The 25994-nt window shown below is 70.0% G+C and carries 22 protein-coding genes and 1 pseudogene; 11 read left to right on the forward strand and 12 right to left on the reverse strand.

Going from position 1 to position 25994, the window contains the following annotated elements:
- Positions 1-33: 33 nt before the first annotated feature.
- The 3 genes from SL003B_RS00095 to SL003B_RS00105 all read right to left on the reverse strand — a co-directional run bounded on the left by SL003B_RS00095 (position 34) and on the right by SL003B_RS00105 (position 3899).
- Positions 34-1830, reverse strand: coding sequence for a VHL beta domain-containing protein (locus SL003B_RS00095; RefSeq protein ID WP_013650780.1), 1797 nt, complete (start codon positions 1828-1830; stop codon positions 34-36).
- Positions 1831-1925: 95 nt separating this feature from the next.
- A complete protein-coding gene (locus SL003B_RS00100) occupies positions 1926-2483 on the reverse strand; it encodes an ActR/PrrA/RegA family redox response regulator transcription factor (RefSeq protein ID WP_013650781.1) in 558 nt (185 codons plus the stop codon).
- Between the two features lie 99 nt (positions 2484-2582).
- On the reverse strand, positions 2583-3899 hold the full coding sequence (locus tag SL003B_RS00105; RefSeq protein ID WP_013650782.1) for an ActS/PrrB/RegB family redox-sensitive histidine kinase: 1317 nt from the start codon (positions 3897-3899) through the stop codon (positions 2583-2585).
- Positions 3900-4099: 200 nt separating this feature from the next.
- Between SL003B_RS00105 and secB the strand changes: the two genes are divergently transcribed.
- The gene (gene secB / locus SL003B_RS00110; protein ID WP_013650783.1) at positions 4100-4588 is read left to right on the forward strand and encodes a protein-export chaperone SecB; all 489 of its coding nucleotides are present in this window, start codon (positions 4100-4102) and stop codon (positions 4586-4588) included.
- Between the two features lie 83 nt (positions 4589-4671).
- On the opposite strand, the gene SL003B_RS00115 is transcribed toward secB, so the two are convergent.
- Together SL003B_RS00115 and hrcA are read right to left on the reverse strand one after the other, a co-directional pair.
- The gene (locus SL003B_RS00115) at positions 4672-5475 is read right to left on the reverse strand and encodes a molybdopterin-synthase adenylyltransferase MoeB (protein ID WP_013650784.1); all 804 of its coding nucleotides are present in this window, start codon (positions 5473-5475) and stop codon (positions 4672-4674) included.
- 76 nt (positions 5476-5551) lie between these two features.
- Complete coding sequence (gene hrcA, locus SL003B_RS00120; protein WP_013650785.1) at positions 5552-6598, reverse strand: heat-inducible transcriptional repressor HrcA; 1047 nt, start codon at positions 6596-6598, stop codon at positions 5552-5554.
- Between the two features lie 190 nt (positions 6599-6788).
- On the opposite strand from hrcA, the gene rph reads away from it, so the two are divergent.
- The 6 genes and pseudogenes from rph (at position 6789) to SL003B_RS00150 (ending at position 12585) form a co-directional block, all read left to right on the forward strand.
- Complete coding sequence (gene rph / locus SL003B_RS00125) at positions 6789-7502, forward strand: ribonuclease PH (RefSeq protein ID WP_013650786.1); 714 nt, start codon at positions 6789-6791, stop codon at positions 7500-7502.
- 10 nt (positions 7503-7512) lie between these two features.
- On the forward strand, positions 7513-8154 hold the full coding sequence (gene rdgB, locus SL003B_RS00130) for an RdgB/HAM1 family non-canonical purine NTP pyrophosphatase (RefSeq protein ID WP_013650787.1): 642 nt from the start codon (positions 7513-7515) through the stop codon (positions 8152-8154).
- A complete protein-coding gene (gene hemW, locus SL003B_RS00135) occupies positions 8151-9308 on the forward strand; it encodes a radical SAM family heme chaperone HemW (protein ID WP_013650788.1) in 1158 nt (385 codons plus the stop codon). The genes rdgB and hemW overlap by 4 nt, the downstream gene beginning before the upstream one ends.
- A 305-nt stretch (positions 9309-9613) precedes the next feature.
- Positions 9614-10852, forward strand: a pseudogene (locus tag SL003B_RS00140) (polyhydroxyalkanoate depolymerase); the annotation flags it as partial.
- A gap of 469 nt (positions 10853-11321) precedes the next feature.
- A complete protein-coding gene (locus tag SL003B_RS00145; protein WP_013650790.1) occupies positions 11322-11732 on the forward strand; it encodes a DUF2852 domain-containing protein in 411 nt (136 codons plus the stop codon).
- 115 nt (positions 11733-11847) lie between these two features.
- Entirely contained in the window at positions 11848-12585 is a 738-nt protein-coding gene (locus SL003B_RS00150) for a M48 family metallopeptidase (protein ID WP_013650791.1), read from the forward strand.
- 4 nt (positions 12586-12589) lie between these two features.
- On the opposite strand, the gene SL003B_RS00155 is transcribed toward SL003B_RS00150, so the two are convergent.
- Positions 12590-14764 (reverse strand): transglycosylase domain-containing protein, encoded by a 2175-nt coding sequence (locus tag SL003B_RS00155; protein WP_013650792.1) that lies wholly within the window; start codon positions 14762-14764, stop codon positions 12590-12592.
- Between the two features lie 202 nt (positions 14765-14966).
- Between SL003B_RS00155 and SL003B_RS00160 the strand changes: the two genes are divergently transcribed.
- Positions 14967-15272 carry a DUF1330 domain-containing protein gene (locus SL003B_RS00160; RefSeq protein ID WP_013650793.1) on the forward strand — a complete coding sequence of 102 codons (306 nt, stop codon included), beginning with the start codon at positions 14967-14969 and terminating at the stop codon, positions 15270-15272.
- Between the two features lie 20 nt (positions 15273-15292).
- Here SL003B_RS00160 and olsB read toward each other — a convergent pair whose 3' ends face one another.
- From olsB to SL003B_RS00175, 3 genes are all read right to left on the reverse strand, one after another.
- Positions 15293-16243 carry a l-ornithine N(alpha)-acyltransferase gene (gene olsB / locus SL003B_RS00165; RefSeq protein ID WP_041375695.1) on the reverse strand — a complete coding sequence of 317 codons (951 nt, stop codon included), beginning with the start codon at positions 16241-16243 and terminating at the stop codon, positions 15293-15295.
- Positions 16244-16524: 281 nt separating this feature from the next.
- A complete protein-coding gene (locus SL003B_RS00170; protein ID WP_013650795.1) occupies positions 16525-18846 on the reverse strand; it encodes a PAS domain-containing hybrid sensor histidine kinase/response regulator in 2322 nt (773 codons plus the stop codon).
- Positions 18847-19025: 179 nt separating this feature from the next.
- Positions 19026-20552 carry a YifB family Mg chelatase-like AAA ATPase gene (locus SL003B_RS00175; RefSeq protein ID WP_013650796.1) on the reverse strand — a complete coding sequence of 509 codons (1527 nt, stop codon included), beginning with the start codon at positions 20550-20552 and terminating at the stop codon, positions 19026-19028.
- A 167-nt stretch (positions 20553-20719) separates the two neighbouring features.
- Here SL003B_RS00175 and SL003B_RS00180 point away from each other — a divergent pair, with 167 nt between their 5' ends.
- Both SL003B_RS00180 and SL003B_RS00185 read left to right on the forward strand, forming a co-directional pair.
- Positions 20720-21535: a cyclase family protein gene (locus SL003B_RS00180; protein ID WP_013650797.1), complete on the forward strand. Its 816-nt coding sequence runs from the start codon at positions 20720-20722 to the stop codon at positions 21533-21535.
- A gap of 148 nt (positions 21536-21683) precedes the next feature.
- Positions 21684-22202 carry a MauE/DoxX family redox-associated membrane protein gene (locus SL003B_RS00185; protein ID WP_013650798.1) on the forward strand — a complete coding sequence of 173 codons (519 nt, stop codon included), beginning with the start codon at positions 21684-21686 and terminating at the stop codon, positions 22200-22202.
- Here SL003B_RS00185 and gshB read toward each other — a convergent pair.
- The 3 genes from gshB to rsmI all read right to left on the reverse strand — a co-directional run bounded on the left by gshB (position 22199) and on the right by rsmI (position 24596).
- Positions 22199-23143, reverse strand: coding sequence for a glutathione synthase (gene gshB / locus SL003B_RS00190; protein ID WP_013650799.1), 945 nt, complete (start codon positions 23141-23143; stop codon positions 22199-22201). The genes SL003B_RS00185 and gshB overlap by 4 nt on opposite strands.
- Before the next feature lie 152 nt (positions 23144-23295).
- Positions 23296-23682, reverse strand: coding sequence for a YraN family protein (locus SL003B_RS00195; protein WP_013650800.1), 387 nt, complete (start codon positions 23680-23682; stop codon positions 23296-23298).
- Positions 23679-24596 (reverse strand): 16S rRNA (cytidine(1402)-2'-O)-methyltransferase, encoded by a 918-nt coding sequence (gene rsmI / locus SL003B_RS00200; RefSeq protein ID WP_013650801.1) that lies wholly within the window; start codon positions 24594-24596, stop codon positions 23679-23681. Before rsmI ends, SL003B_RS00195 begins: the two co-directional genes overlap by 4 nt.
- 161 nt (positions 24597-24757) lie before the next feature.
- On the opposite strand from rsmI, the gene SL003B_RS00205 reads away from it, so the two are divergent.
- Positions 24758-25981 carry a penicillin-binding protein activator gene (locus tag SL003B_RS00205; protein WP_242390304.1) on the forward strand — a complete coding sequence of 408 codons (1224 nt, stop codon included), beginning with the start codon at positions 24758-24760 and terminating at the stop codon, positions 25979-25981.
- Positions 25982-25994: the final 13 nt, after the last annotated feature.

Here is a 25994-nt window from a genome sequence, read left to right on the forward strand (position 1 = left end):
TTAAACTTTCCGCGAATGTTCCTTCAGAACTTCTTATCGGCGCGCGCAGAAGACCCCATCGAGACCGGGTCTCGACCAGGTCGCGTTGTCGATCCGGCCGGCCAGGCTGTACCCTGCCTCTTCGTAAAGGAAGTCCGGCCCGGCCGAGCGGATCGGCAGGGTGACCGGCATGCGGCCGAATTCCGCGACCACCGCGACCTGACGGCCATGGTCGAAGGTGACCTGCAGGTCGACGCCGGCGGCGCAGAGATACTCGGCGACAACCGGTGCCGCACCGGCGACCGCCTCCGGGCCTGCGCCCCAGGCCGGCTGCGCCGGCGGCCGGACGATCACCTCCTGGGACGGACTGCGGCTGACGTAGACGCCGAGGCAGCGGCCGCCGGAGCCGGTGACCAGCCAGGCATGGGACAGGAACGTCTCCTGATCGAGGACCTGGCCGGGCTGCAGGCGGGCGTAGTGGCGCTGCATGCCGAAATAGTCGATCCAGGACACGTCGACCGGCTCGTTGCGGGCGTTGCGGAACAGGATGCGGCCGCGATAGCCGCCCTCGGGCGAGCGGATGCGGCCGACCTCGGTGCAGGCGACGTCGCCCTGGCCGCCGGCGGCGTCCAGGTCGCCGGCCGGCGCCGTCTCGACAATCTGCTGCGGCTCGGCGCAGGTAGCGACGAACAGGCGCACCGGCCTGGCGCTGCCCTTCAGCGACACCGAATAGGCGGGGCCGCCGTCGAGGGAGACCTCGAGCGCGCTCTTGCGCGCCAGCGCGTCCCAAAGCGGATCGGTCATCGCGACGGCGAATTCGGGGACAGGCTGGCCATACCGGTTGCGAGCGTCGGAGCCGGCGGCGTCGTAGCCGACATAGAAGTCGTCGGCGCGCAGGGCAACGGACACGTTCCGGCCCCGATCGACAGCCGTGTCCCGACCCGTCAACCGCACTGTCGCGAGACCGGACTGGGGCACGCAGGTGGCGGTGAAATCGACGTCGTCGGTATCCGCAAGGCCATGGACCAGCGTCGCGGCCGGCGAGCCCAGATCCGTGCCGGCAACCGACCAGACGCGCTCGGCGACCGCTTCGGCCGGAAGCTCCTGCTGCGTCGGCCGCAGGTCGCCGGCGACCGGACCGGGACTGGAAGCGGGACCGGAAGTGGAGCCGGGATCGGACGCGGGGGCGGCGGGCCGGTCCAGCGCCTCGGCGACGATCGACGACAGGTCGCGTGGCGCCGGCTCGGGCACCGGATCCGGCTGAGGCGACGGAGCGGCGGCGCGATCCTGCGGCGGGGCTGCCCGGTCGGCCGGCTGCGGCCGGGCCTCGACGGGGGAGCGGGTCTCGGCCGGCGGCGTTGCGGCGGCCTGTCCAGACGTCCGTCCGGCGGTCTGGCCCGGGGTCGATGCGGGGGCCTGTCCTGCCGTCTGGCCTGCCGTTTCACCGGCGGAACCGTCGAGCGGCACGACACGGGCGCGGCCGGGCGACCCCTGGTTGCTCTTGACGTCGATCAACAGCTTGCCGCCGGCGGCGCAGATGTCCGCCTCGGACCGCAGCACGCGGCTGTTTTCCAAGGTTACCTCCAGCTCGACCTGGCAGGTGACGGAGCCGGGTTCGACGGAGGAGGTGACCGTCTCGACCACCACGCCCTCGACGCCGCGGGAGACGATCGGCCGGTATTTACGGTTGACCAGCACGGAGCGGATCCCCGGCTCGGCGGGCACGACCGAGATGCGCAACTCCTGCGGCAACGTCTGCGCCGCCGCCGGAGCCACGAGGGAGAGGACAAGCAAAGCGGTTGCGGCACCGGCACATCCGAATGGGCCGAAGCGGCCCGGCGTCGACTGCATGGGCTCTTTACTCCAAGACCGAAACCCGTTCCGGTCACCGCCTAGGCAGCGAACGTGGCATCCGTGGGGCAGCCGGACGGGACGGCTCTCTCCGGTCAGCGCGGCGCCCGCTTGGCGAGAATGCGCTGCAGGGTACGGCGGTGCATGTTGAGCCGGCGCGCCGTCTCCGAGACGTTGCGGTCGCACAGTTCGTAGACGCGCTGGATGTGTTCCCAGCGCACCCGGTCGGCCGACATCGGGTTTTCCGGCGGCTGCGCCTTCTCGTCGCCCTGGCGGGTCAGCGCGGCGAACACGTCGTCGGCATCCGCCGGCTTGGCCAGGTAGTCGATGGCGCCGAGCTTCACCGCAGTGACCGCCGTGGCGATGTTGCCGTAGCCGGTGAGGATCACCGCCCGGGCATCCGGACGGACGCGGCGCAGGGCCTCGATCACGTCGAGGCCGCTGCCGTCCTCCAGCCGCATGTCGACCACCGCGAAGGCCGGCGGCGCCGCGCCCAGCTTGGCGACGGCCTCGCGCACGCTGTCGGCGGTGTCGGCCTCGAAGCCGCGCTTCTCCATCGCCCGGGCCAGGCGCTGCTGGAACGCCTTGTCGTCATCGACGATCAGGAGGCTGCGGTCGGCCGCCTCGATCTGTCGAGGCTCAGCATCAGACATGTCTTCGATCCTGCGTTTTCAATGCTCCGACGTGCCGTTGTTTCCGGTTCGCGGCGGCGACCGGCAACGACCCTTGGTGTTCTTATGGCGGGAAAAGTCTTACCGGTCCATATCGCCGGCGGATTCTATCGCGCCGCGCGGCCAGAAAACCCGCACGATCGCGCCGGTGTCGGGCGGCGGGCGGTTCTCCAGCGCCAGGCGCGCGCCGGTGCGCTCGAGCAGCGTCTTGGCGATGAAGAAGCCGAGGCCGAGACCGCCTCCGGTCTGGTGACGCGAGCCGCGGCCGCTGCGGGCGGAGACGTAGGGCTCGCCGAGCCGGCCGATGACGTCGGGGGAAAAGCCGGGGCCGTCGTCCATGATGACGATACGGACCGTGCCATCGTCCCAGCCGCAGACAACGGAGACGGCGGTGTCGGCGAAGTCGATGGCGTTCTCGAGCAGGTTGCTCAGGCCGTAGCGGATCGCCGGGTTGCGCGAGCCGACCGGCTCGGGCCCCTCGCCGGAGACCTGGACCCAGATGTCAAGGCCGCAGTCGCGATGGGGGGCGACCACCTCCTCGACCAGCTGCGACATGGGCATGCGCTGGAACAGCCGGTCGCGATCGCTCGACAGGGTGGCGATCTGACGCAGGATGTCGCGGCAGCGCTCGGCCTGGGAGCGAATCAGGGCGACGTCCTCGGCGCGCGGATCGCCGGCATCGAACTCGCTGGACAGTTCCTTGGCGGTCAGGAAGATGGTCGACAGCGGCGTGCCGAGTTCGTGGGCGGCTGCGGCGGCGAGGCCGTCGAGAGCGTTGAGGTGTTGTTCGCGGGCGAGCACCAGTTCGCTGGCGGCGAGCGCGTCGGCGAGCTGGCGCGCCTCCTCGGCGACGCGGAAAGCATAGACCGCCATGAAGGCGAGCGAGCAGACCAGCGCGACCCAGACGCCGACCGAATAGACCAGCGGCAGGACGAAGTCACGCGCGCCCGGCCAGGGCAGGGGGTAGTGGAACACTGCCAGCAGCGTCGCGGCGACGGTGGCGAGCGCGCCGAGCGCCAGCGTGTGGCGGCCGGACAGGCCGGTCGCCGACACCATCACCGGCGCCAGCAGCAGGAACGCGAAGGGGTTACCGAGGCCACCGGTGAGGAACAGCAGGCCGCTCATCTGCAGGATGTCGTAGGCGAGCTGCAGCGCAGCGGCGCGGTCGGACAGACGCAGCGCCGACGGCGAGCGGATCTTCAGGTAGACGTTGAGCCAGGCGGACAGGGCAACCAGAGCGAAGGCCGGCCCGACCGGCAGGGGATAGCCGAGACCGATCTGGACCACCAGCAGCGCCGTGGTCTGGCCGGCGACGGCGAGCCAGCGCAGGCGCACGAGCGTGTCGAGCTTAAGCCGCCGGTGCGGCAGGTGAAGGGCGGATTCCGGTTTCCTGTTCATCGGCTATTCCTGGGCCGGTTTCGCCGCCAAGGCAAGGCCTCACCCCTTGTCCGGGCGGGGCCAACCATGCTAGCCAGCCGGCACGGAGACGCGCGCGCTCCGGCGACTTCATGGCCCACCCTGCGGGCGTCCGGTCCCGGGCCCCGACCCAGGGTCCAGGCCCGGGGCCGCAACCGGAACCGAGAGACGGAAGAGACACGATGACCGACACCACCGATGGCGGCGCCGCAGCGCAGGCCCAGAACGCCGGCGCCGTGCCGGGCATGAGCATCCTGGCCCAGTACATCAAGGACCTGTCTTTCGAGAATCCGAACGCGCCGCGCTCGCTGCAGCAGGGCGATCAACCGAAGCTCGACATCAGCGTCAACGTCACCGCCCAGCCGATGGGCGATGGCCAGTTCGAGGTCGTGCTGGCGCTGAACGCCAAGGCCGAGCGGCCGGGCCTGCTGATGTTCAACGTCGAACTGATCTACGGCGGCTATTTCCGCATCACCGGCGTGCCGGAGGAGCACCTGCATCCGTTCGTGATGATCGAATGCCCGCGCATGCTGTTCCCGTTCGCGCGCCAGATCCTCGGCGACGCGACGCGCAACGGCGGCTTCCCGCCGCTGATGCTCGACCCGATCGACTTCGCCCAACTGTACCGCCAGAACATGACGGCGCAGGAGCCGGCCAACAAGGCGAACTGAGGCCGGACACCGGCACGGACGGACTGACGGAAGCCGCGGACTGCGCCCGCGGCTTTTTCGTTGCGCGCCCAAGGGCAACGGGCTCAGGCGGCGTCGATCAACTCGGCCCAGGTCTTGCGGGTATCGCCGGTGAGCGGGTTCTTCGGCGACCAGCGGTAGCGGATCGTGTCCATGCGGAAGCTGCGGGCGTCGAACAGGACGAGGCGGCCGACCAGGCCCTCGCCGACGCCGGCAATCTCCTTGATCGCCTCCAGCGCCTGCATGGCACCGAGAATACCGGTCAGCGCGCCGAGGATGCCGGCTTCGGCGCAGGTCGGCAGCAGGCCTTCGGGCGGCGGTGCCGGGAACAGGCAGCGATAAGTCGGATTGGGCGTGCCATCGGGCCCGGCCTCGTAGGGCTTGAGCGTCGTCAGCGAACCGTCGAAGCGGCCGACGGCGGCGGTCACCAACGGCTTTTCGGCGAAGAAGCAGGCATCCGAGACCAGGTAGCGGGTGGCGAAATTGTCGGTGCCGTCGACGACCAGATCGTAGCCGGAAACCAGCGCCATGGCGTTGTGCGGGGCAAGGCGGGTCGGGTGCGGCTCGACCCTGACATGTGGATTGAGCCGGGCGATCGCCTCCGCAGCGCTGGCGACCTTGGGCTCGCCGAGCATGCCGGTGTCGTGGATGACCTGGCGCTGAAGGTTGGACAGGGAAACCGTATCGTCATCGACGATGCCGAGCGTGCCGATGCCGGCGGCGGCGAGATACTGCAGGACCGGCGCGCCGAGGCCGCCGGCGCCGACGACCAGCACGCGGGCGCCCTTGAGCCTGTGCTGGCCGGGGCCGCCGACCTCCTGCAGGACGATGTGGCGGGCGTAGCGTTCGAGTTCGGCGGGCGACAGCATGACGGGTTCCGGTCCGGGACGTTGCGGTCTATGTGGCATCGCAGGCCGGCGCGGGCAAGCGCCGGGGCCCGCGCGCCTAGCCGAGCACGCGGCTGACCAGGCGGGCGGTGTAGTCGACCATCGGGATGACGCGGGCGTAGTTGAGCCTGGTCGGGCCGATGACACCGAGCACACCGACGATGCGCTGGTCGCGGTCGCGGTAGGGCGAGACGACGATGGACGAGCCCGACAGCGAGAACAGCTTGTTCTCCGAACCGATGAAGATGCGCACGCCGTCGCCCTTCTCGGCCAGACCCAGAAGCTGGATCAGGTCGCGCTTGTTCTCCAGGTCGTCGAACAGCAGGCGCACGCGTTCCAGATCCTCGGCCGCGCCGACGTCGGCGAGCAGGTTGGACTGGCCGCGCACGATCAGCATGTCGCCGTCGCGGTTGTCTCCGGCCCAGACGGCGAGGCCCGCCTCGACGATCTTGCGGGTGAGCTGGTCGAGCTCGGCCTGCTCGGCGGCGCGCAAGCGCTCAAGCTCACGGCGCACGTCCGACAGGGTGCGGCCCTGGATCAAGGTGTTGAGGTAGTTGCCCGCCTCGACCAGCGCCGAGGACGGCAGGCCGGCAGGCAGGTCGATGATGCGGTTCTCGACCGAGCCGTCCTCGCCGACCAGCACGGTGAGCGCGCGCAGCGGCTCGATGCGGACGAACTCGATGTGCTTGAGGCGGATGTCCGACTTGTGGGTGAGCACGACGCCGGCGCCGCTGGACAGGCCGGAGAGCATCTGGCTGGCCTCGGTGAGCACCTGCTCGGTGGAATTCTTCATGCCGGAGGCGCGGACCTGGACGTCGATGCGCTCGCGCTCCTCGCGCGACAGGTCGCCGACCTCGAGCAGGGCGTCGATGAAGAAGCGCAGCCCGGTCTCGGTCGGCAGCCGGCCGGCGCTGGTGTGCGGCGAATAGAGCAGGCCCATGTGCTCCAGGTCGGCCATGACGTTGCGCACGGACGCCGGCGACAGCGACATGGCCAGCCCGCGCGCGACGTTGCGCGAACCGACCGGCTCGCCCGTGTCCAGGTATGCCTCCACGATCGAACGGAAAATCTCGCGTGAACGCTTGTCCAGATCGCTCAGACTCACCACGTCCGCTCCATCCTTTCGCGCTTGCCCCCGCTGTCCGCTCCGACGCCTGTCCTCAAAGATATAGGACCAAAAGTCAGGTCAAGCGCAAGCAGGCCTTTACGGCTCTCGGCCCGCAGGTCTACAAGCTGGCCGACACAGGAGCACCAACGGCCCGGCAGGGGCCGGCGCAAGGAAAAAGGAGCCGCCGATGCGTCCGTCCAAACGCGATGCCGATGAACTGAGGGCCGTGACCCTGGAACGCGGCGTTTCGAAACACGCCGAAGGCTCGTGCCTGGTCAAGTTCGGCGACACCCACGTGCTGTGCACCGCCAGCCTGGAGGAGCGCGTGCCGCCGTGGCTGCGCGGCCAGCAGCGCGGTTGGGTGACGGCCGAGTACGGCATGCTGCCGCGCGCTACCGGCGAGCGCATGCGCCGCGAGGCGTCGGTCGGCAAGCAGTCCGGCCGCACCCAGGAGATCCAGCGCCTGATCGGCCGCTCGCTGCGCGCAGTGGTCGACCTGGAAGCGCTCGGCGAATACCAGATCTCGGTCGACTGCGATGTCATCCAGGCCGATGGCGGCACGCGCACGGCGTCGATCACTGGCGCCTGGGTGGCGCTGCGCGACTGCATCGAATGGATGCGCGCGCGCGACATGGTGACCAAGCCGGTGCTGAAGGACCATGTCGCCGCGATCTCCTGCGGCATCTACAAGGGCACGCCGGTGCTCGACCTCGACTATGTCGAGGATTCGGCCGCCGAGACAGACGCCAACTTCGTCCTCACCGGGACGGGCGGCATCGTCGAGATCCAGGGCACGGCGGAAGGAGCGCCGTTCACCGAGGACGAGTTCGCCGCCCTGCTCGGCTTGGCCAAGAAGGGCATCGGCCGTCTCGTCGACCTGCAGAAAATGTCGATCCTCTGAGGGGCATCCGATGAGCCACCGCAAGCTGGAACCCGGCCGCCTGGTCGTCGCCAGCCACAATCCCGGCAAGATCCGCGAGATCCGCGAGTTGCTCTCTCCCTACGGCTTCGACGTCGTGTCGGCGGGCGAGCTCGACCTGCCGGAGCCGGAAGAAACCGGCACCACATTCGAGGCCAATGCCGAGCTGAAGGCGCTGGCGGCGGCCAGGGGCTCCGGCCTGCCGTCGCTCGCCGACGACAGCGGCTTCTGCGTCGCCGCGCTCGACGGTGCCCCGGGCGTGTATTCTGCCCGCTGGGCCGGTCCGGACAAGGACTTCGCCATGGCCATGCGCGCCATCGAGGAAAAGCTGCAGCAGGCCGGTGGCACGACGCCGGACCGGCGCCGTGGCTCCTTCGTGGCGGTGCTGTGCCTGGCCTGGCCGGACGGCCACCGCGAATTCTTCCGCGGCGAGGTCGAGGGCCAGGTGGTGTGGCCGCCGCGCGGCGAGCAGGGCTTCGGCTACGATCCGATGTTCCAGCCCGATGGCCATGCACGCACCTTCGGCGAGATGAGTTCGACGGAAAAGCACGGCTGGTCACGGACGACGCCGGCGCTATCGCACCGGGCACGCGCTTTCGTCGCCTTTTCCAAGGCCTGCCTGGAGACCGGATGACCCTTTCCACGGACGCCGGCTTCGCGATCTACGTGCACTGGCCGTTCTGCACCGCCAAGTGCCCCTATTGCGACTTCAACTCGCATGTGCGCCACGCCGGTGTCGACCAGGCGCGCTTCGTCGCCGCCTTCGAGCGCGAACTGGCGCATTTCGCCGAGTGGACGCGCGGACGGCGGGTGCAGTCGATCTTCTTCGGCGGCGGCACGCCGTCGCTGATGGCGCCGTGCACCGTCGAACGCATCCTGGAGGCGATCGCAGGCCACTGGGCGCTGGACGCGGACGTCGAGATCTCGCTGGAGGCCAATCCGTCCAGCGTAGAGGCCGAGCGGTTCCGCGGCTACCGCACCGCCGGCGTCAACCGGGTGTCGCTCGGCGTGCAGGCGCTCAACGATCCGGACCTGAAGATGCTCGGCCGGCTGCACGACGTGCAGACCGCGCTGGCCGCGATCGACACGGCGCGGGCGACGTTTCCGCGCCTGTCCTTCGACCTGATCTACGCGCGCCCCGGCCAGACCGTCGCCGGCTGGCAAGCGGAGCTGGAGCGGGCGATCGGGCTCGCCGCCGACCACCTGTCGCTCTACCAGCTGACCATCGAGGAGGGCACGCCGTTCTTCGCCCTGCGCCAGGCCGGCAAGCTGACCGTGCCGGATCCGGACCTCGGCGCGGAATTCTACGAGTTGACCCAGGCGGTCACCGAGGCGCACGGCCTGCCGGCCTACGAGGTATCGAACCACGCCAGACCGGGTGCGGAATGCCGGCATAATCTGGTCTACTGGCGCTACGGCGACTATGTCGGCGTCGGCCCGGGCGCGCACGGGCGGCTGTCGCTCGGCGCCAGCAAGCGGGCGACGGCGATCGAACGCCACCCCGAAACCTGGCTCGCCAATGTCGAGGCGCACGGCCACGGCATGGTCGAGAACCTGCCGCTGACCGAAGAGGAACAGGGCGACGAATACCTGCTGATGGGGCTCAGGCTGGTGGAGGGCGTCGACCTGAGCCGCTACGAGGCCCTGGCCGGGCGGCAGATCGACCCGCGCCGGCTGGACGCGCTGCTCCAACACGGCATGGTAGAGAAGATCGGCAACCACAAGCTGCGCGCGACGCGCGACGGCTTCTTCGTGCTCGACGCGGTGGTCGCCGACCTCGCCGCCTGAGGCGGCCGGGACGGGCAGTCTGCCGGCGTTGCCGCCGCGCAACAAAGCATACAATTATCCGGCTAAACGCTTACAGGAAAAAGACTTTATCGAGTCTTTCATGCTGCATCGCGACAACAGGCAGCGGCCAAATAGTCATCCGTCTTTGCCTTGCACAACGGACCCTTCACGAATCATCAACAGGTCGATGCAACTGTTGACCCGCTCCGGCTATTGATGCCTCGATAGGCTTCGGCCTATCCTGCTGCGATGCAACAGCCGGGAGCGGTCCTCCGGTTCCGGTTCAGCCACAAGGATTGGGACACGTGCCGTATTATCACCTCTACGAGCTCAATCATGCGGCCATGGGTCCGGTGCGCGCCGCGGCCGATGCCACGCGGCTGTATTTCCAGAACCCGTTCAACCCGCTCACCCATACCCAGTTCGGCCGTCAGATCGCCGCGGCCTGCGAGGTGCTGGAACGGACCACGCGCCGCTACGGCAAGCCCGATTTCGGGCTGCCCGAGACCAGCGTCGGCGGCATGCGGGTGCCGGTGCGCGAGCGGATCGTCTGGAGCCGACCGTTCTGCAACCTGATCCACTTCGAACGCGGGCTGGAGAAGCCGCGCCGGGATCCCAAACTCCTGATCGTCGCGCCGATGTCCGGCCACTATGCCACGCTGCTGCGCGGCACCGTCGAGGCCATGCTGCCGCGTGCCGACGTCTACATCACCGACTGGATCGACGCGCGCATGGTCCCGCTCGCCGAGGGCAAGTTCGACCTCGACGACTACATCGACTACGTCATCTCGATGATCCACTACCTCGGCACCGACACGCACGTGATCGCCGTGTGCCAGCCGTCGGTGCCGGTTCTGGCGGCCGTCGCGGTGATGGAGGAGCGCGACGACCCCTATGCGCCGTCGACCATGACGCTGATGGGCGGGCCGATCGACACCCGGGTCGCGCCGACCGCGGTCAACGACCTCGCCCAGTCCAAGGACATTGAGTGGTTCCGCCGCAACGTCATCATGAAGGTGCCGTTCCCGCATCCCGGCGTGATGCGCGACGTCTACCCAGGCTTCCTGCAGCTGTCCGGCTTCATGAGCATGAACCTCGACCGGCACCTGATCGCCCATCGCGACTTCTTCCAGCACCTGGTGAAGGGTGACGGCGACAGCGCCGAGAAGCACCGCGATTTCTACGACGAATACCTGGCGGTGATGGACCTCTCCGCAGAGTTCTACCTGCAGACGGTCGAGACCGTATTCATCGAGCACGCGCTGCCGCTCGGCACCATGATGCACGGCGATACACCGGTGAACTGCGCCGCCATCCGCAACACGGCACTGCTGACCGTGGAAGGCGAGAAGGATGACATCACCGGCCGCGGCCAGACGCGGGCCGCGCACGATCTGTGCACCAGCCTGCCCGACGACAAGAAGGCGCATTACGAGCAGCCGAACGTCGGCCACTACGGCGTGTTCAACGGCTCGCGCTTCCGCTCGGAGATCGCGCCGCGAATCATCGACTTCGTGCTGACCCATGCCGCCGGGCGCAAGCCGGCGGCGATGGCGGCCGCAGCCAGGACGCTGGCGGCCAAGGCGCCCGCCAAGGCCGACCCGCTGGCGGCGATCCTGCTGTCCGAACCGCGCGGCGTCGCCGACGACCTGAAGGCGATCACCGGCGTCGGCCCGAAGCTGGAAAAGGCGCTCAACGGCGCCGGCATCTTCCACTACTGGCAGATCGCCGCACTGACCGAGCAGCAGATCGACGCGCTCGACGCCCGACTCGACTTCCGCGGCCGCATCGCCCGCGACAACTGGATCGAGCAGGCGCGCCGGCTGACCGAAACCGTCGGCTGAGGCCCTCCCACGCCGCCGTGCACGGAGCCGCCCCCGGGCGGCTCCAGCCGTTTGCGGCTGTCGTTTGCGGCCGAATTCCGCCGAAGCGCCCGCGTCGCGGTCTTGACATGGACCTGGGCCGCTCCCACCTGCATCGGGTGGATGACAACTCTGGGACGACGGTGGGACGATGACCTCGACTTGTGCAATCAAACCGGCCTGGACCCCGGTCACCATCGGTCTGATGGTGCTCGGCTTCGTCGTGTTCTGGCCGCTCGGACTGGCGATGCTCGCCTATATCCTGTGGGGCGACCGCTTCCATGCCATGGCCCGCGACGCGCGCGGCCAATGGGACGCCCGGCCGTTCCGCAACGCCATGCACTCGATGGGCGGCGGCTACGGACACACCGGCAACGTCGCTTTCGACGAATACCGCGAGCGCGAGCTGAAGCGGCTGGAGGAAGAACGGGCTCGACTGGAGGCCATGCGGGCCGAGTTCGACGACTTCCTGCGCGAGCTGCGCCGGGCCAAGGACCAGGACGAGTTCGACCGGTTCATGGCCAACCGTGGACGCGGACCGGCGACGGCTTCCGGCCAGTAAGCGGCCAGTAGCCGACAGGGCCGACCCTGACCGAAAGCGGCGCCCCTGGCGCCGCTTTCGTCGTTTCCGGCCCGTGCTAGGCTGAAGCGGCATCGCGAATCACCGGACGACCCCTATGCTTCTGCGCGCCAGGCGCCTCACCCTGCCCGACCGGCTGGTCCTCGTCATCGACGGCTGCGACGTCGCGATCCGGCTCAGGGCCGATCCGCGCGCGCGGCGTTATCTGCTGCGGCTGCCGCCGGACCGGTCCGAACCGGTGCTGACCATCCCGAAGGGTGGCAGCCTCGCCACCGCCGAGCGCTTCGCCGAACGCCATGCCGGCTGGCTGCGCGACCAGCTGCATGCCCGTCCCGATACGGTCGCCTTCGAGGCCGGTGCCCTCGTGCCGCTGCGCGGCGTGCCGCACCGCATCGCGCCGACCGGCCGGCTGCGCGGCCTGATCGAGACCGCCGAGGGAGCGGACGACCTCCCGCACATCCTGGTGCCCGGCGCGCAGGAGCACCTGCCGCGCAAGCTGACCGACTGGCTGAAGCGGGCGGCGCGCGATGACATCGCCGACGCGGTCGGTCGCCACACGCGGACACTCGGGGTGCGGGCGAGCGCAATCAGCATCCGCGACACGCGCAGCCGCTGGGGCTCCTGCGCGTCCAACGGCCGGTTGTCGTTCTCCTGGCGGCTGATTCTGGCGCCGACCGACATCCTCGACTATGTCGCCGCCCACGAGGTGGCGCATCTGAAGGAAATGAACCATTCTGACCGGTTCTGGCGGCTGTGCCACCAGCTGGCGCCGCACACGCCGCGAGCGCGGCAGTGGCTGCGCGACCATGGTCAGCGCCTGCACAGCTACGGATAGGCGGTCAGCCGCCGAACAGGCGACCGAGCAGGTCGAGCGGGCCGCCGCCGCCCGGCGCGGGCAGGATCGGCCGGCCGTCGGCGCCGGCGTCGCCGCCGACGTCGGCGGGAGGAATCGGGCCGCCCGCGGGCGCGGGATCGGCGGCCAGCAGCAGGCTGTCTGCCACGCCCGGCAGGCCGGCGACCGGCTGGCCGACATGAGCTGCCTGCATCGTCTCGCGCCAGACCTCGGCCGGCAGCGAGCCGCCGGTGGCGCGCCGGGTCGGCGAATTGTCGTCGTTGCCGAGCCAGACCGCTGTGGTCAGGTTGCCGGTGTAACCGATGAACCAGGCGTCGCGGAACTCTTGGCTGGTGCCGGTCTTGCCGCCGGCCGGCCGGTCGTCGAGCAGGGCCTTGCGGCCGGTGCCGGTGCGCAGCGTCTCCACCATCATCAGGTTCATGCGGCCGACGGTGGCGCTGTCGACCACCTTGCCCGGACCATCGCCCTGGCGGGCGTAGAGGGTGCGGCCGTCGACGGTGCGGATGCGGCGCACGACATGGGGCAGCACGCCATAGCCGCCGTTGGAGAAGGGCACGTAGGCGGCGGCGATCTCCAGCGGCGTGACTTCGGAGGTGCCTAGCGCCAGCGAGGGATTGGCGGAAAGCGGCGAGGTGATGCCGAGCCGCTTCGCCGTGCGGGCGACCGTCTTCGGTCCGACTTCCTGGGTAAGGCCTGCCGCGACCGTGTTAAGCGACAGGCTGAGCGCTTCGGTCAGCGTGACCGGTCCATGGTATTTCCGCGTATAGTTCTGCGGCGACCAGCCCTTGATGCTGATCGGCTCGTCGATGCGCACGCTCTGCGGCGTCAGCCCGCTCTCCAGCGCGGCGAGATAGACAAAGGGCTTGAAGGCCGAACCCGGCTGGCGCCGGGCGTAGACGGCGCGGTTGTACTGGCTGGCGCGGTAGTCCCGGCCGCCGACCAGCGCCTTGACCGCACCGGCGGTGTCAAGGGTGACCACCGCGCCCTGGCTGACGCCCAGCGCCGCGCCCTGCGCGTCGATCGCCTTGCGCAGCGCGGCTTCCGCCGCATCCTGCATGACGATGTCGATGGTCGTGTCAACGATGATGTCGGTGTCGAACGACCCGACGAAATGCGGCAGCAGGTCCATCACCCAGTCGGCGACGTAGTTCTCGCTCGCCGCATTGTGGTCGCCGACCACCTGCGCCGGTGCAGCGATGGCGGTCTTGGCGGCATCGGCGTCGATGAAGCCGGCCTCGTGCATGGCCGCAAGGACGAGCTGGGCGCGCGCCTCGGCGAGGTCGGGATTGCGCGTCGGCGCATAGCGCGACGGCGCCTTGAGCAGGCCGGCGAGCGTCGCCGCCTCGGACAGCGTCACCAGCCGCGCCGACTTGCCGAAATAGCGCCGCGCGGCGGCATCGACGCCATAGGCGCCGGAGCCGAGATAGACCCGGTTGAGATACATCTCCAGGATCTCGTCCTTGGAGAACTCCGTCTCCAGCCACAGGGCGAGGACGACCTCCTGCATCTTGCGCTTGAGCGTGCGGTCCGGCTCCAGGAACAGGTTCTTGGCCAGCTGCTGGGTGATCGTCGAGCCTCCCTGGACCAGGGTACCGGCAGTCAGGTTGACCGCAACGGCACGGACGAGGCCGAACGGATCGAAACCGAAGTGGGAGCGGAAGCGGCGGTCCTCAATGGCGATCACCGCTTCGGGCAGGTAGGGCGGCAGCTGCTCCAGCCGCACCGCCTCGCCGCCCGTGTCGCCACGGTTGGCCAGCAGCTGGCCCGAGGCGGAGACGATCTTGACGTTCGGCGGGCGCGCCGGCACCTGCCATTCGGAGGTCGGCGGCAGGTGGGCGGCATAGTAGCCGAGGATGCCGACGGCGAGGATCACGCCCCAGATGCCGAGCACGGCGCCCCAATAGACGCCGCGACGGAGCGTGCGTGCCAGCCACGATCCCGAACGGCGTTGCGCCTTCGCGCCGCGGCGGCCCTTGCCGCGACGCCGCGGCGCCGGACGGCTGTCGGCGGCGGGCGGCTTGCCGGACGTCGCGGCCTTCTTGCGGCCGCCGCCGGGTGCGGCCACGCGGTCGCGCGTCGAGGGGCGCACGTCGACGAGCGCCCCCAGGCCGGAGCCGAAGGTCGGCTCGATCCGTTGTCCGCCCTTGCGCCGCTGCGCCATGTCCCCGTTCAATCCCGCTTGCCGGCGGCACCCCGTCCGCACGATCCCCGCGGATACAGTACCAGGCGCCGTTTAAGGCGCCGTTAAGCCACACGCACGGCGGGACGGGCGCCTATCAGGGCCGGCCCACCGGCGGAAAAGCGCTTTCCCGGCAACGCCGACTTGCTCTAGATACGGCGGACACCAATGCAGGAGTGGAGCCATGGCAAAGGGATACTGGATCGGGCGCGTCGACGTGCAGGACGCGGAAGCCTACAAGGCCTATGTCGCCGCCAACGCGACCGCCTTCGCCAAATACGGCGCGCGCTTCCTGGTGCGCGGCGGATCGTTCGAGACCATGGAAGGGGCGGCGCGGACGCGCAACGTGGTGATCGAGTTCCCGAGCTACGAGGCGGCCCTCGCCTGCTACCGCTCGCCCGAATACGCGGTCGCCAAGGCGCTGCGCGACACGGCGGCGGTGTCGGATCTGATCGTCATCGAAGGCTACGACGGGCCGCAGCCGGCCTGACCGGGATCCCGCCCCCTGGCTCAGCTGGCGTAGCGGCTGGCGTCGGCGCCGTAGTAGTTGACGTAGCGGGCGTTCAGCGCCGAGACCGGCATCACGATGAGCACGTCGGTGGTGCCGAACTGGTGATCGACGACGGCGCCATCGCCGATATAGGCGCCGAGGCGGAGATAACCCTTGATCAGCGGCGGCAGTTCACGCACCGCCGCCTTCTCGTTGATCGCGTCCTTCGGCATGCGGTTCATGTCAACGAAGCGTTCGGCGAGCGCCGGCACGCGCCATTCCTCCGGCGCGCGGGCGTGATGGTGCAGGAACGACAGCTGTCCCGCCAACCGGTCCGGATCGGTGCCCTCGATCGAGGCGCAGCCGATCATGACGTCGATCCGGTGCATCAGCACATAGGCCCAAATGCCGTGCCAAAGCAGCTCGACCGTGCGCTTGTTGCGATAGGGCTTGAGCACGCAGGAGCGGCCGAGTTCCAGGAAGCGCAGGCCGGGATTGGCGTCGATCAGTCCCTGGATGTCGTATTCGCCGGCGGTGTAGAATCCCCCGTTCATGTCGGCGACTTCCTGGCGCAGCAGGCGGTAGGTACCGACGATCTCCGGCTGCAGACGGCCGAGCTTGTTGCGCTTCATCGAGGCGTGATCGATCACCAGCATGTGGTCGCACACGGCGTCGAAGGGATCGATGTCGCGCCGGCTCGCCTGCGTCTGGGCATCGGCGATGGCCGACATCTCCTCGTAGAAGACGTGGTAGCGCAGTTCCTGCGCCTTCTTCACTTCCCTGGCGGTACGTGCCAGACGCACCTCGAGCGAGCCGATGCGGCCAAGCGAGCCGTCCGCCTTCAGGCCGGCATCGGCACCGGCACTGGCGGCCGGCACCGGACGCACGAAGCCGGGAAGCCAGCGTCCCGTGGCGCCCGGCTGAAACCGCAGCGGCGTGAACTTCCGGACCAGAGTCCTCGGAGAAAACATGCCCGACCGCACCATGTATGTTCGGTCCCTTTTTCTGTCGTTTACCTGCATCCCGACTGCCTGCATCCCGGCCGGTGTCCGGGATCCCGGTGGTCCCGCACATTGCCTTGTCCGGCGCCTTGTCCAGCCGATCCGCCTGCCTGCCTCGGCCGGCGCACGCCGGCCCGACGCAACTTCCCATCGCGATAGACCATAATTTTCCGACAATTCCATGACAATTGCCACAAGCGAAATTATTCGCAGGGCATGCGTGGGCCGCCCAAAGGCGCGACCGGAAAGGTTCAGGCGAGAGCGGACAGGGCGGCGCGGACCGCGTCCTGCGACAGCGGCTTGGTCAGGTAGCCGGCGACGCCCAGGCTGCGGGCCTTTTCGCGCGCTTCGGGCATGACGTCAGCGGTGACGACCAGGATCGGCACGGGCGCAACGCCCCGGGCCGTTTCCTGCGCGCGGATGCGGGCGATCGCCGACAGGCCGTCGAGGCCGGGCATGTGCAGGTCCATCAGGATGGCGTCGAATCGCTCTGCGGACGCCGCCTGCAGGGCCTCCAGGCCGTCCGTGACCACGACCGGCTCATGGCCGAGCTTGCGCAGCAGCGCCTCGCCGAGCAGGCGGTTGATATCGTTGTCCTCCGCGACCAGCAGCCGCAGGGGCCGGGCGGGGGCGAGGCGCCGGTCCGGCTCCGCCGGCGGCGCGGACCGCGCCGCGCCGTCGTCCCAGTCCGGGACCGAACCGGCCATGCCGAGCAGGCCGGCGACGACCCGGGTCAGCGTCTCGGTGCGCACCGGGCGAATCAGATAGGCGGCGAAGCCGGCCTGGCGCAGCCGCTCGAGCCGGTCGCGTTCGGCCGGCGCGACCAGCACGATGGCAGGAGCGATGCAGCCGGCCAGGCGCGCCGCGGCCAGCCAGGCGGCGCCGTCGACGACCGAGGCGTGGTCGAGCAGGACGAGATCGGCTTGCGCCAGGCGATCGACCAGCGACGGCTCGCCGGGCGCGGCCAGGCCGGCGTCGGCGCCATCCTGCGCCAGCCGGTCGCACAGGAGGCGGCCCTCGACGACGCCGGCCGAGACGACGACGACACGCGGCCGCGCGGCGCCGGTGCGCAGGCCCGCGACCTCCACCCCGCGTATCGGCTCGGGCACGGGCAGGACGACGCGGAACACAGCGCCAGCGCCTTCCGCCGACGTGGCCGCAATGGTGCCTCCCATCAGCGTGACCAGCCGCTGGGCTATGGCGAGGCCGAGGCCGGTGCCGCCATAACGGCGGGCGGGACCATGATCGACCTGCTCGAACTCGCCGAACAGGCGCTCGGCATCCTCGGGGCGGAAGCCGATGCCGGTGTCGCGCACGGCGATGTCGAGCAGCGTGCCGCCGTCCGGCGCCGGGCGACCGTCGACCTCGACGGCGACGCCGCCTCGGTCGGTGAACTTGATGCCGTTGCCGGCGAGGTTGAACAGGATCTGGCGCAGCCGGCTGGCATCGACGGTGACCGTCTGCGGCAGGTGCGGATGCAGCCGCACGGCGATTTCCAGGCCCTTGGCATGGGCGCGCGGGGCGAGCAGCTCGGCGACGTTCTCGACCAGCGGCGCGAGCGCGGCCGGCGCCGGCTGGACGACCAGCCGGCCGGCCTCGGCGCGGGAAAAGTCGAGCAGCTCGTCGATCAGCATCAGCAGGGTCTCGCCGGAGCTTTCCAACGCCTTGATGTAGGCGGCCTGTTCGGGCGTCAGGCGGGTGTCGGAGAGCAGTGCCGCCATGCCGAGGATGCCGTTGAGCGGCGTGCGGATCTCGTGGCTGACCGTGGCGAGGAAGCGCGACTTGGCCTCGTTCGCCGATTCGGCGTTCTGGCGGGCCGCCAGCAGATCCTCCTCGATCAGCCGCCGGTCGGTGACGTCGCGCAGCACGGTCTGCACAACCGGCGTCTCGGTTGCGTCGTCGCGCACCGTAACGTCGAGGCGGGAGAACCAGCGCGGGCCATGTACGGTGTCCAGGCGCAGGTCGCCGAAGGCGAAGTCGTCGCGCGGCGCGTCGGCGCCGGCCTCGCGCGGCGCGGCACGCGGCAGCATCAGCGGCCGGCCGATTTCCGGCATATGCGCCGGCGGGAAGGTCTCAAGCGCGGCGGCGTTGGCGTAGATCACGAGGCCGGCGGCGTCGCGACGGATGACGATGTCGCCCAGCGCCTGCAGAATGCTCGCCTGGCGCTCGTCGGATTCCTTCAGTTCCCAGGCGGTGTCCTCCAGGGCCTCCAACCGGCGGCGCAGGCCGGCGATCTCGGCCGCGCGCCCGGCGGCCGCCGAGAGAAGGCGTGAGCGATCATCGGCCGTCAGACGCCAGACGGCAAGGCCGCCGGCCAGGAAGGCCAGCACGACGGCCGCAAGCCGGGCCGGCGGCGGACCGCCGACCAGCACGAGTGCGGCGAGCGGCCCGATCGCCGCGCCGACAACCGCGGCATGGAGCAGGACCCACCCGGGACCGGCCCCATCGGCCTGGTCGGCACCGGCATGCTGCGGGCTCCGAAGGTCGCCCTCCTCGACGTCGCCGGCCGTGCCGCCAGCGTCACGCAGAGGCGCGTCCGCATCCCCTTGTCCTGCCTTGCGAATGATGTCCATACCTCCGCCTGCCCGTCCGGTCGATCGATCGTGGCTCGAGTGTCGGCGAAACCCTTTGAGAAACCCTTTCCGAAACGAACCGAACTGACCCGTCACATCCCGGACGAAGCGTGCGGCCGCTTTCGCGGACCCTGGGCCCAACCGGTGCGGCCGACGCGGCTGCGCCCGCCGACCGGCGGTCAGGCCGCCTGCCGGTGCACGTCCTGGCCGCGGTAGCTCAAGGCCTCGGCGAGATGCAGTCGGCCGACGATGTCGAGGCCGTCGAGATCGGCCAGCGTGCGCGCCAGCTTGAGCACGCGATGGTAGCCGCGTGCGCTGAGCGCCAGGGTTTCGGCTGCCTCGCGCAGGAACTGGCGCCCGGCGGCGTCGGGCGCAGCGATCTGCTCGACCAGCGCGGCCGGCATCTGGGCGTTCGTGCGGGCCGCAACGCCGAGGGCGCGGAAGCGGGCGCGCTGGATGTCGCGCGCCAGAGCCACCCGCTCGGCAACCGCGGCGGAGGATTCGGACCGACCGGGCTGGAGCAGGTCCGCGGCGGTCACCGCCGGCACCTCGATGCGCAGGTCGATGCGGTCGAGGAACGGGCCGGAGACGCGCGCCTGGTATTCGGCCGCGCAGCGCGGGCCGCGCCGACAGTGATGACCGGGCTCGCCGGCATGGCCGCAGCGGCAGGGGTTCATGGCGGCGATAAGCTGGATGCGGGACGGGTAGGTGACGCGGTGGTTGGCGCGGGCGATGACGGTCTCGCCGGTCTCCAGCGGTTGGCGCAGGCTGTCGAGCACCTGGGGCTGGAACTCGGGCAACTCGTCCAGGAACAGCACGCCGTTGTGGGCGAGCGAGACCTCACCCGGCCGTGCCCGCAGGCCGCCGCCGACCAGCGCCGCCATGGAGGCGGAATGATGCGGCGCGCGGAACGGCCGGCGGTCGGTGAGCCGGCCGTCTGCCAGTTCGCCGGCCAGCGAGGCGAGCATCGACACCTCGAGCAGTTCCTTCGGCGCCAACGGCGGCAGGATCGAGGCGAGCCGGCTGGCGAGCATCGACTTGCCGGCGCCCGGCGGACCGACCATCAGCATGTTGTGGCCGCCGGCGGCGGCGATCTCGAGCGCACGCTTGGCGGTTTCCTGCCCCTTGACGTCGGCGAGGTCGGGCAGGTCGGCAGGCGTCCCCCTGAGCCTCGGCGCCGGGCGCGACAGCACCTGGGTGCCCTTGAAATGGTTGGCCAGCTGGATCAGCGAGCGTGGCGCGAGGATGTCCATCTCGGCGTCGGCCCAGGCGGCCTCGGCGCCGCTGTCGGCCGGGCAGATCAGGCCCTTGCCGAGGCCGTTGGCACCGATCGCCGCCGGCAGCACGCCGGCGACGGGGGCGAGCGTGCCGTCGAGGCCGAGTTCTCCGAGGACGACGTAGCCGGCCAGCATGTCGGCGGGCAGCGCGCCGATCGCCGCCATGACGCCGAGCGCGATCGGCAGATCGTAGTGCGAGCCCTCCTTGGGCAGGTCGGCCGGGGCGAGGTTGACCGTGACGCGCTTGGCCGGCAGGGCGAGGCCGGAGGCATGAAGCGCGGCGCGCACCCGCTCACGGCTTTCGGCGACAGCCTTGTCGGGCAGGCCGACGACCGTGAAGGCGACCATGCCGGGCCCAACCTGGACCTGCACGTCGACGGGCAGGGCCTCGATGCCCTGGAAGGCCACTGTCGTCACCCGGCTGACCATCGTCGTCTCCCGCCGCCGTCTCCCCGCAAAGTCGCAGCAGACGATACGTCAACTTTTGAGGGAACGCAAGAACGGACAGGGAACACGCAGGCTCTTGCGAAGCGCCCAGTTCGGGATCATGCTGTCAAAAAAGACAGGTTGGCCTTCCAGATACGGGGATCCTTGCCATGTGCGACGTCTGCGTGATGACTGCGGTGAAATCGAGGATGCTGTCCCGCCGCGACCTGTTCCGGGCCGCGGCGGCCGGAACGGCGGCGGTGGCGGCGACGACAGGGACGTTTCCGGCGATGGCGCAGGCGCCGCGCACGGTGACCGACATGACGCACGAGCTGTCGCAGGCGTTCCCGACCTATTTCGGCGCCGAGCAGTTCTTCGTCGACAAGCAGTTCGACTTCGCCAAGGACGGCTTCAACCTCTACGAACTCAGGGTCAACGAGCACACCGGCACCCATGTCGACGCGCCGCTGCATTTCTCCGCCGACGGCCAGTCGGTGGCGGAAATCCCGGTCGCCAACCTGGTGGCGCCGCTGTGCATCGTCGACATCCGCGCGAAGGCGGCCGAGAGCGCCGACACGCAGGTGACACCGGACGACCTGAAGGCCTGGATCGCCGCCCATGGCGCAATCCCCGAAGGCGCCTGCGTGGCGATGAACTCGGGCTGGGACAGGCATGTCGCGACGGAAAAATTCCGCAACGCCGACGGCGACGGGACGATGCACTTCCCCGGCTTCCACGTCGAGGCGGTGCAGATGCTGATGGAGGAGGCCGGCGTGATCGGCATCGCGGTCGACACGCTGTCGCTCGACTACGGCATGTCGAAGGATTTCGCCGTCCATTACGCCTGGCTGCCGTCCAACCGCTGGGGCATCGAGTGCATCGCCAACCTCGACGCCCTACCGGCCAGCGGCGCGACGCTGATCGTCGGCGCGCCGAAGCACAGGGGCGGCACCGGCGGACCGGCGCGGGTGCTGGCGCTGACATAGGCCGAAGCGGACCGTGAGCGGACCAGCAGAGCGGCGGGACCGTCAGTCGCTCCCCGCCGGACCCGCGACCGAGGGAACCGCAACGGCCGCATCGCGTTGACCGGCAGAAACCGGCAGGACCGACGACGCGAACCGCGGGAGGGTTTCCATGACCAACGGCCATCACGTGCGGGTCGACAACCGGGGCTCGGCGATCGAGGACTACTGGCCGCTGCTGTGCCTGGTCATCGTCACGGCGCTCGGGGCGCTGGCGCTGTCGGCGGGCTTCGGCGACCTCACCCTGCGCGGCCTGATGCACGGCTACATGGGCTTGTTTCTGCTGATTTTTTCGCTGCTGAAGCTGTTCGACCTGGAGGGGTTCAAGGACGGCTTCGCCATGTACGACCTGCTGGCGCGCCGGGTGCCCTTCTACGGCTACGTCTACCCGTTCCTGGAACTGGCGCTGGCGCTCGCCTATCTCGCCTTCGCGGTGCCGACGGCCACCTATGCTGCGACGATCGCGCTGTTCGGCTTCGGCGCGCTCGGCGTCGTGTCGGCGCTGCGGCGCGGACTGGACATCGACTGTCCGTGCATGGGCAACGTGCTCGCCGTGCCACTGTCGACCGTCACCCTGACCGAGGACGCCGCCATGGTCGCCATGGCGCTCGTCCTGCTGGCGATGGCCTAGCCGCGGCGTTTCGCCTCGATCACCTCCCAGACCCGGGCGGCGATGTCCGGGCCGCCGAGGCGCCTGACCGCGCGTATGCCGGTCGGTGCGGTGACGTTGATCTCCGTCAGATAGCCGTCGATGACGTCAATCCCAACGAGAATAAGGCCTTTTTCACGCAGGGCTGGGCCGAGGCGCGCGCAGATCGCGCGCTCGCGGTCGCTCAGCTCGGACTCCGCCGGCGAGCCGCCACGAACCATGTTGGAGCGCAGGTCGCCGGGGGCGGGGACGCGGTTGACGGCACCGGCGAACTCGCCGTCGACCAGCAGGATGCGCTTGTCGCCGTGCCGGACATTGGGCAGGAAACGCTGGATGACCCACGGTTCGCGGAACGTTGCGGCGAAGAAATCGTAGAGAGAGCCGTAGTTTAGGTCGTCCTCGGTAATGCGGAAGACGGCGGCGCCGCCGTGGCCGAACAGCGGCTTCATGACGATGTCGCGGTGCTCGGCGCGGAAGGCGTCGATCTCGGCGCGGTCGCGGGTGATCAGCGTCGGCGGCATCAGGTCAGCGAATTCGGTGACGAACAGCTTCTCCGGCGCGTTGCGCACGTGCAGCGGATCGTTGACCACCAGGGTCGCCGGATGGATCTTTTCCAACAGGTGGGTGGCCGCGACATAGGCCATGTCGAAGGGCGGATCCTGGCGCATGAGGATCACGTCGATCTCGGCCAGATCGGTCCTGCGCGCCTCTCCAAGACTGAAATGATTGCCTTTTTCGTCGCGGACCTGGACCGGCTCAAGGCGCGCGAAGACGCTGCCGCCGACCAGGGCGAGGCGGTCTGGCGTGTAGTGGAACAGCGCGTGTCCGCGCGCCTGCGCCTCCAGCATGAGCGCGAAGGCGCTGTCGCCGGCGATGTTGATGGACGAGATATGGTCCATCTGGACCGCGACCTTGAGCGTCATGGAAGCACCTCCCGGCGGGGCGCGCGAACGCGCTGGGGTGATCGAAGAGCGCATCATATGCGGCGCCGGACCGGCTTTGTCCAGAACCGCAGACCGTCCTGATTCCGTCCTGCTTTGCTCCTACTTCTCTCCGGACCGGCGCGCGCTCCGACTCAGTCGGTGTCGGGAAAGGCATCCTCGATGTGCTCGGGCCAGCGTCCCGGTACGACGAGCACGACATCGAAGCGCAGGGTGTGGAAGACGGCTTTCGGGTGGCGGGCGACGAAGACCTTTGCCGCGCGCACGATGCGCCGGCGGCTTGCCGGGGTGATCGCTTCCAGCGCCGCATCGCGGCTGCGGCGGGCCTTGACCTCGACGAAGGCGACGATGTTGCCCTTGCGGGCGACCAGATCGATCTCGCCGGGGCCGGCCTTGAAGCGGCGGGCGAGAATGCGCCAGCCCTTCAGGCGCAGCGCCCAGGCGGCCAGGGTCTCGGCGCCGAGGCCGAGCCGGTAGGCACGACGGCGGTCCAGATCGGGGCCGGCGGGCGGCTGGCTCACGGCTCCTCCTCTCCGCCGCCGCCCTTGATGGCGAGGGCCATCTGGTAGAGGTCCTTGCGATCGAGGCCGGTGCGGCGGGCGACATCCTTGGCTGCCGCAGCGACCGGCATGTCGGCCAGGGCGACGCGCAGCAGGGCCTCGGCGTCTTCCTCCGACGCCTCGTGCGCCGCCTCGGCGGCCGGGGCGACCAGAACGACGATCTCGCCCTTCGGCGGATGTTCGGCGAAATGGGCTGCGAGCTCGGCGAGCGTCCCGCGACGGAACTCCTCGAAGCGCTTGGTCAGCTCGCGGGCGACGACGGCCTCGCGGGCGCCGAGGGCACCCGCCATGGCTGCCAGCGAGGCGGCAAGGCGGTGGGGCGATTCGAACAGCACCAGCGTCGCCGGCACCGCGGCCAGTTCGGCCAGGCGGCGGGCGCGCGGGCCGCCCTTCTGGGGCAGGAAGCCGGCGAACAGCACAGTGTCGGACGGCAGTCCCGAGGCGACCAGCGCCGCCAGCGGCGCGGAAGCGCCCGGCACCGGCACGACGCGGTGGCCGGCCTCGAGCACCGCGCGCACCAGCCGGTAGCCGGGATCGGAGACAAGCGGCGTGCCGGCGTCGCTGACCAGCGCGACGGTGCGCCCCTCGGCCAGGGCGGCGAGGATCTTCGGCCGCTGCCGCTCGGCATTGTGCTCGTGATAGGCCATCAGCGGCGCCGCCAGACCGAAGCGCAGGGTTAGCGTCGCGGTGACGCGGGTGTCCTCGCAGCAGATCAGGTCGGCAGCGGCGAGGGTCTCCAGCGCGCGCACGGTGATGTCGCCGAGATTGCCGATCGGCGTCGACACGACATAGAGCGCCGGCTCGAGCGGCGGCGCGGCGCAGGCGTGCCCGGCCAGGATGTAGCGGCGCGCGGGAGCGCCGTCGGCGAGGGTCATGCGTCTTCTCCAACTGGCCGACCGCAACCAGCGGCCGGCATGAGCGGCCGCCGCACCGTCGCGCCCGGCGATCCGGCCTCCCTGCGTCCGGCCCTCGTGAAACTGGACAGGGAAGCCATGACTTCGTAATGGTTTTCGAACGTGGATGCGAGGAGGCCGAATTGCATCATATCACCGTTGCCGCTCGTTCGACCTGGGCCGGCAAGGCGAAACGCCTGGCGGTCGCCCTCCTGGGCGCCGGTCTTGTCGCCGGCTGCATGGGCTCCAACCTCGGCACCCTGCCGGGCGGGGCCATCGGGCCGGCAGACACCACGCCGGCCGTGACCGGCGAGACGATCGGCACCGGCTCGGTGCGGGTCGGCCTGCTGCTGCCGCTGAGCGCAGGCGGCAGCGCGACGTCGATCGCCACCGTGTTCCGCAATTCGGCACAACTGGCACTGAACGATTTCCAGGGCGCCGACATCCAGATCCTGATCAAGGACACCGCCGGCACCGCCGACGGCGGCCGGGCCGCGGCCCAGGCGGCGATCGCCGAGGGAGCCGAACTCTTGCTCGGGCCGGTGTTCGCGCCGGCGGTATCGGGCGCCGCCTCCGTCGCCCGCTCGTCGGGCGTGCCGATCGTCGCCTTCTCGACCGACACCTCGGTCGCTTCGCGCGGGGTGTACCTGCTGAGCTTCCTGCCGGCCGGCGACGTCAAGCGCATCGTCAGCCATGCGGCACGGCAGAACCGTCGGTCCTTCGCAGCCCTCTTGCCCGACGACGCCTACGGCGCGGTCGCGGAGGCGGCGTTCCGCCAGGAGGTCGGTCGCGCGGGCGGGCGGATCGTGTCGATCCAGCGCTACAAGCTCTCCGGCACCGACACCGCCGACCTGCAGGCCAAGACCGCCAGCCTGGCGAGCGCGATGAGCCAGGTCGACGCCCTGTTTATCCCCGCCGGCGGCGGCGTGCCGGCCTTCGTGGCGCAGGCGCTGACCGCGCAGGGGGCGAACCTCGGCACCGTCAAGCTGCTGGGCAGCGGCCAGTGGGAATCGCAGCAGGTGCTGACCAGCCCGATGCTGACCGGCAGCTGGTTCCCCGGCCCGGACAAGGCCGGCTTCGAGCAGCTGGCCGCGCGCTACCAGGCCGCCTACGGCAGCCCGCCGCCGCGCAACTCCTCCCTCGCCTACGACGGCACGATCCTGGCCGCCGGCCTGGTCCGCTCGGCCGGCGCGCAGCGGTTCTCCGACCCGGTGCTGACCAACCGCGACGGCTTCCTCGGCATCGACGGCGTGTTCCGCTTCCTGCCCAACGGCGAGAGCGAGCGCGGGCTTGCCGTCTACGAGGTGACCGGATCGGGCGCGCAGATGGTCAATCCGGCGCCGCGCGATTTCAGGGCCGGAAGCTGACCGCCCCCACCGG

The organism is Polymorphum gilvum SL003B-26A1, from assembly GCF_000192745.1.
GTDB lineage: Bacteria > Pseudomonadota > Alphaproteobacteria > Rhizobiales > Stappiaceae > Polymorphum > Polymorphum gilvum.

Bases quoted from the DNA above. Each gene is read 5' to 3' on its own strand.
- gshB (WP_013650799.1), bottom strand. From the start codon at position 23,143: ATGACGCTCAAGGTCGCGGTCCAGATGGACCATATCTCGTCCATCAAC.
- SL003B_RS00150 (WP_013650791.1), top strand. From the start codon at position 11,848: ATGCTTCTGCGCGCCAGGCGCCTCACCCTGCCCGACCGGCTGGTCCTC.
- rdgB (WP_013650787.1), top strand. From the start codon at position 7,513: ATGAGCCACCGCAAGCTGGAACCCGGCCGCCTGGTCGTCGCCAGCCAC.
- olsB (WP_041375695.1), bottom strand. From the start codon at position 16,243: ATGTTTTCTCCGAGGACTCTGGTCCGGAAGTTCACGCCGCTGCGGTTT.
- SL003B_RS00115 (WP_013650784.1), bottom strand. From the start codon at position 5,475: ATGCTGTCGCCCGCCGAACTCGAACGCTACGCCCGCCACATCGTCCTG.
- SL003B_RS00145 (WP_013650790.1), top strand. From the start codon at position 11,322: ATGACCTCGACTTGTGCAATCAAACCGGCCTGGACCCCGGTCACCATC.
- SL003B_RS00105 (WP_013650782.1), bottom strand. From the start codon at position 3,899: ATGAACAGGAAACCGGAATCCGCCCTTCACCTGCCGCACCGGCGGCTT.
- SL003B_RS00155 (WP_013650792.1), bottom strand. From the start codon at position 14,764: ATGGCGCAGCGGCGCAAGGGCGGACAACGGATCGAGCCGACCTTCGGC.
- rph (WP_013650786.1), top strand. From the start codon at position 6,789: ATGCGTCCGTCCAAACGCGATGCCGATGAACTGAGGGCCGTGACCCTG.
- SL003B_RS00180 (WP_013650797.1), top strand. From the start codon at position 20,720: ATGTGCGACGTCTGCGTGATGACTGCGGTGAAATCGAGGATGCTGTCC.
- SL003B_RS00160 (WP_013650793.1), top strand. From the start codon at position 14,967: ATGGCAAAGGGATACTGGATCGGGCGCGTCGACGTGCAGGACGCGGAA.
- secB (WP_013650783.1), top strand. From the start codon at position 4,100: ATGACCGACACCACCGATGGCGGCGCCGCAGCGCAGGCCCAGAACGCC.
- SL003B_RS00175 (WP_013650796.1), bottom strand. From the start codon at position 20,552: ATGGTCAGCCGGGTGACGACAGTGGCCTTCCAGGGCATCGAGGCCCTG.
- SL003B_RS00100 (WP_013650781.1), bottom strand. From the start codon at position 2,483: ATGTCTGATGCTGAGCCTCGACAGATCGAGGCGGCCGACCGCAGCCTC.
- SL003B_RS00185 (WP_013650798.1), top strand. From the start codon at position 21,684: ATGACCAACGGCCATCACGTGCGGGTCGACAACCGGGGCTCGGCGATC.
- rsmI (WP_013650801.1), bottom strand. From the start codon at position 24,596: ATGACCCTCGCCGACGGCGCTCCCGCGCGCCGCTACATCCTGGCCGGG.
- SL003B_RS00170 (WP_013650795.1), bottom strand. From the start codon at position 18,846: ATGGACATCATTCGCAAGGCAGGACAAGGGGATGCGGACGCGCCTCTG.
- hemW (WP_013650788.1), top strand. From the start codon at position 8,151: ATGACCCTTTCCACGGACGCCGGCTTCGCGATCTACGTGCACTGGCCG.
- SL003B_RS00095 (WP_013650780.1), bottom strand. From the start codon at position 1,830: ATGCAGTCGACGCCGGGCCGCTTCGGCCCATTCGGATGTGCCGGTGCC.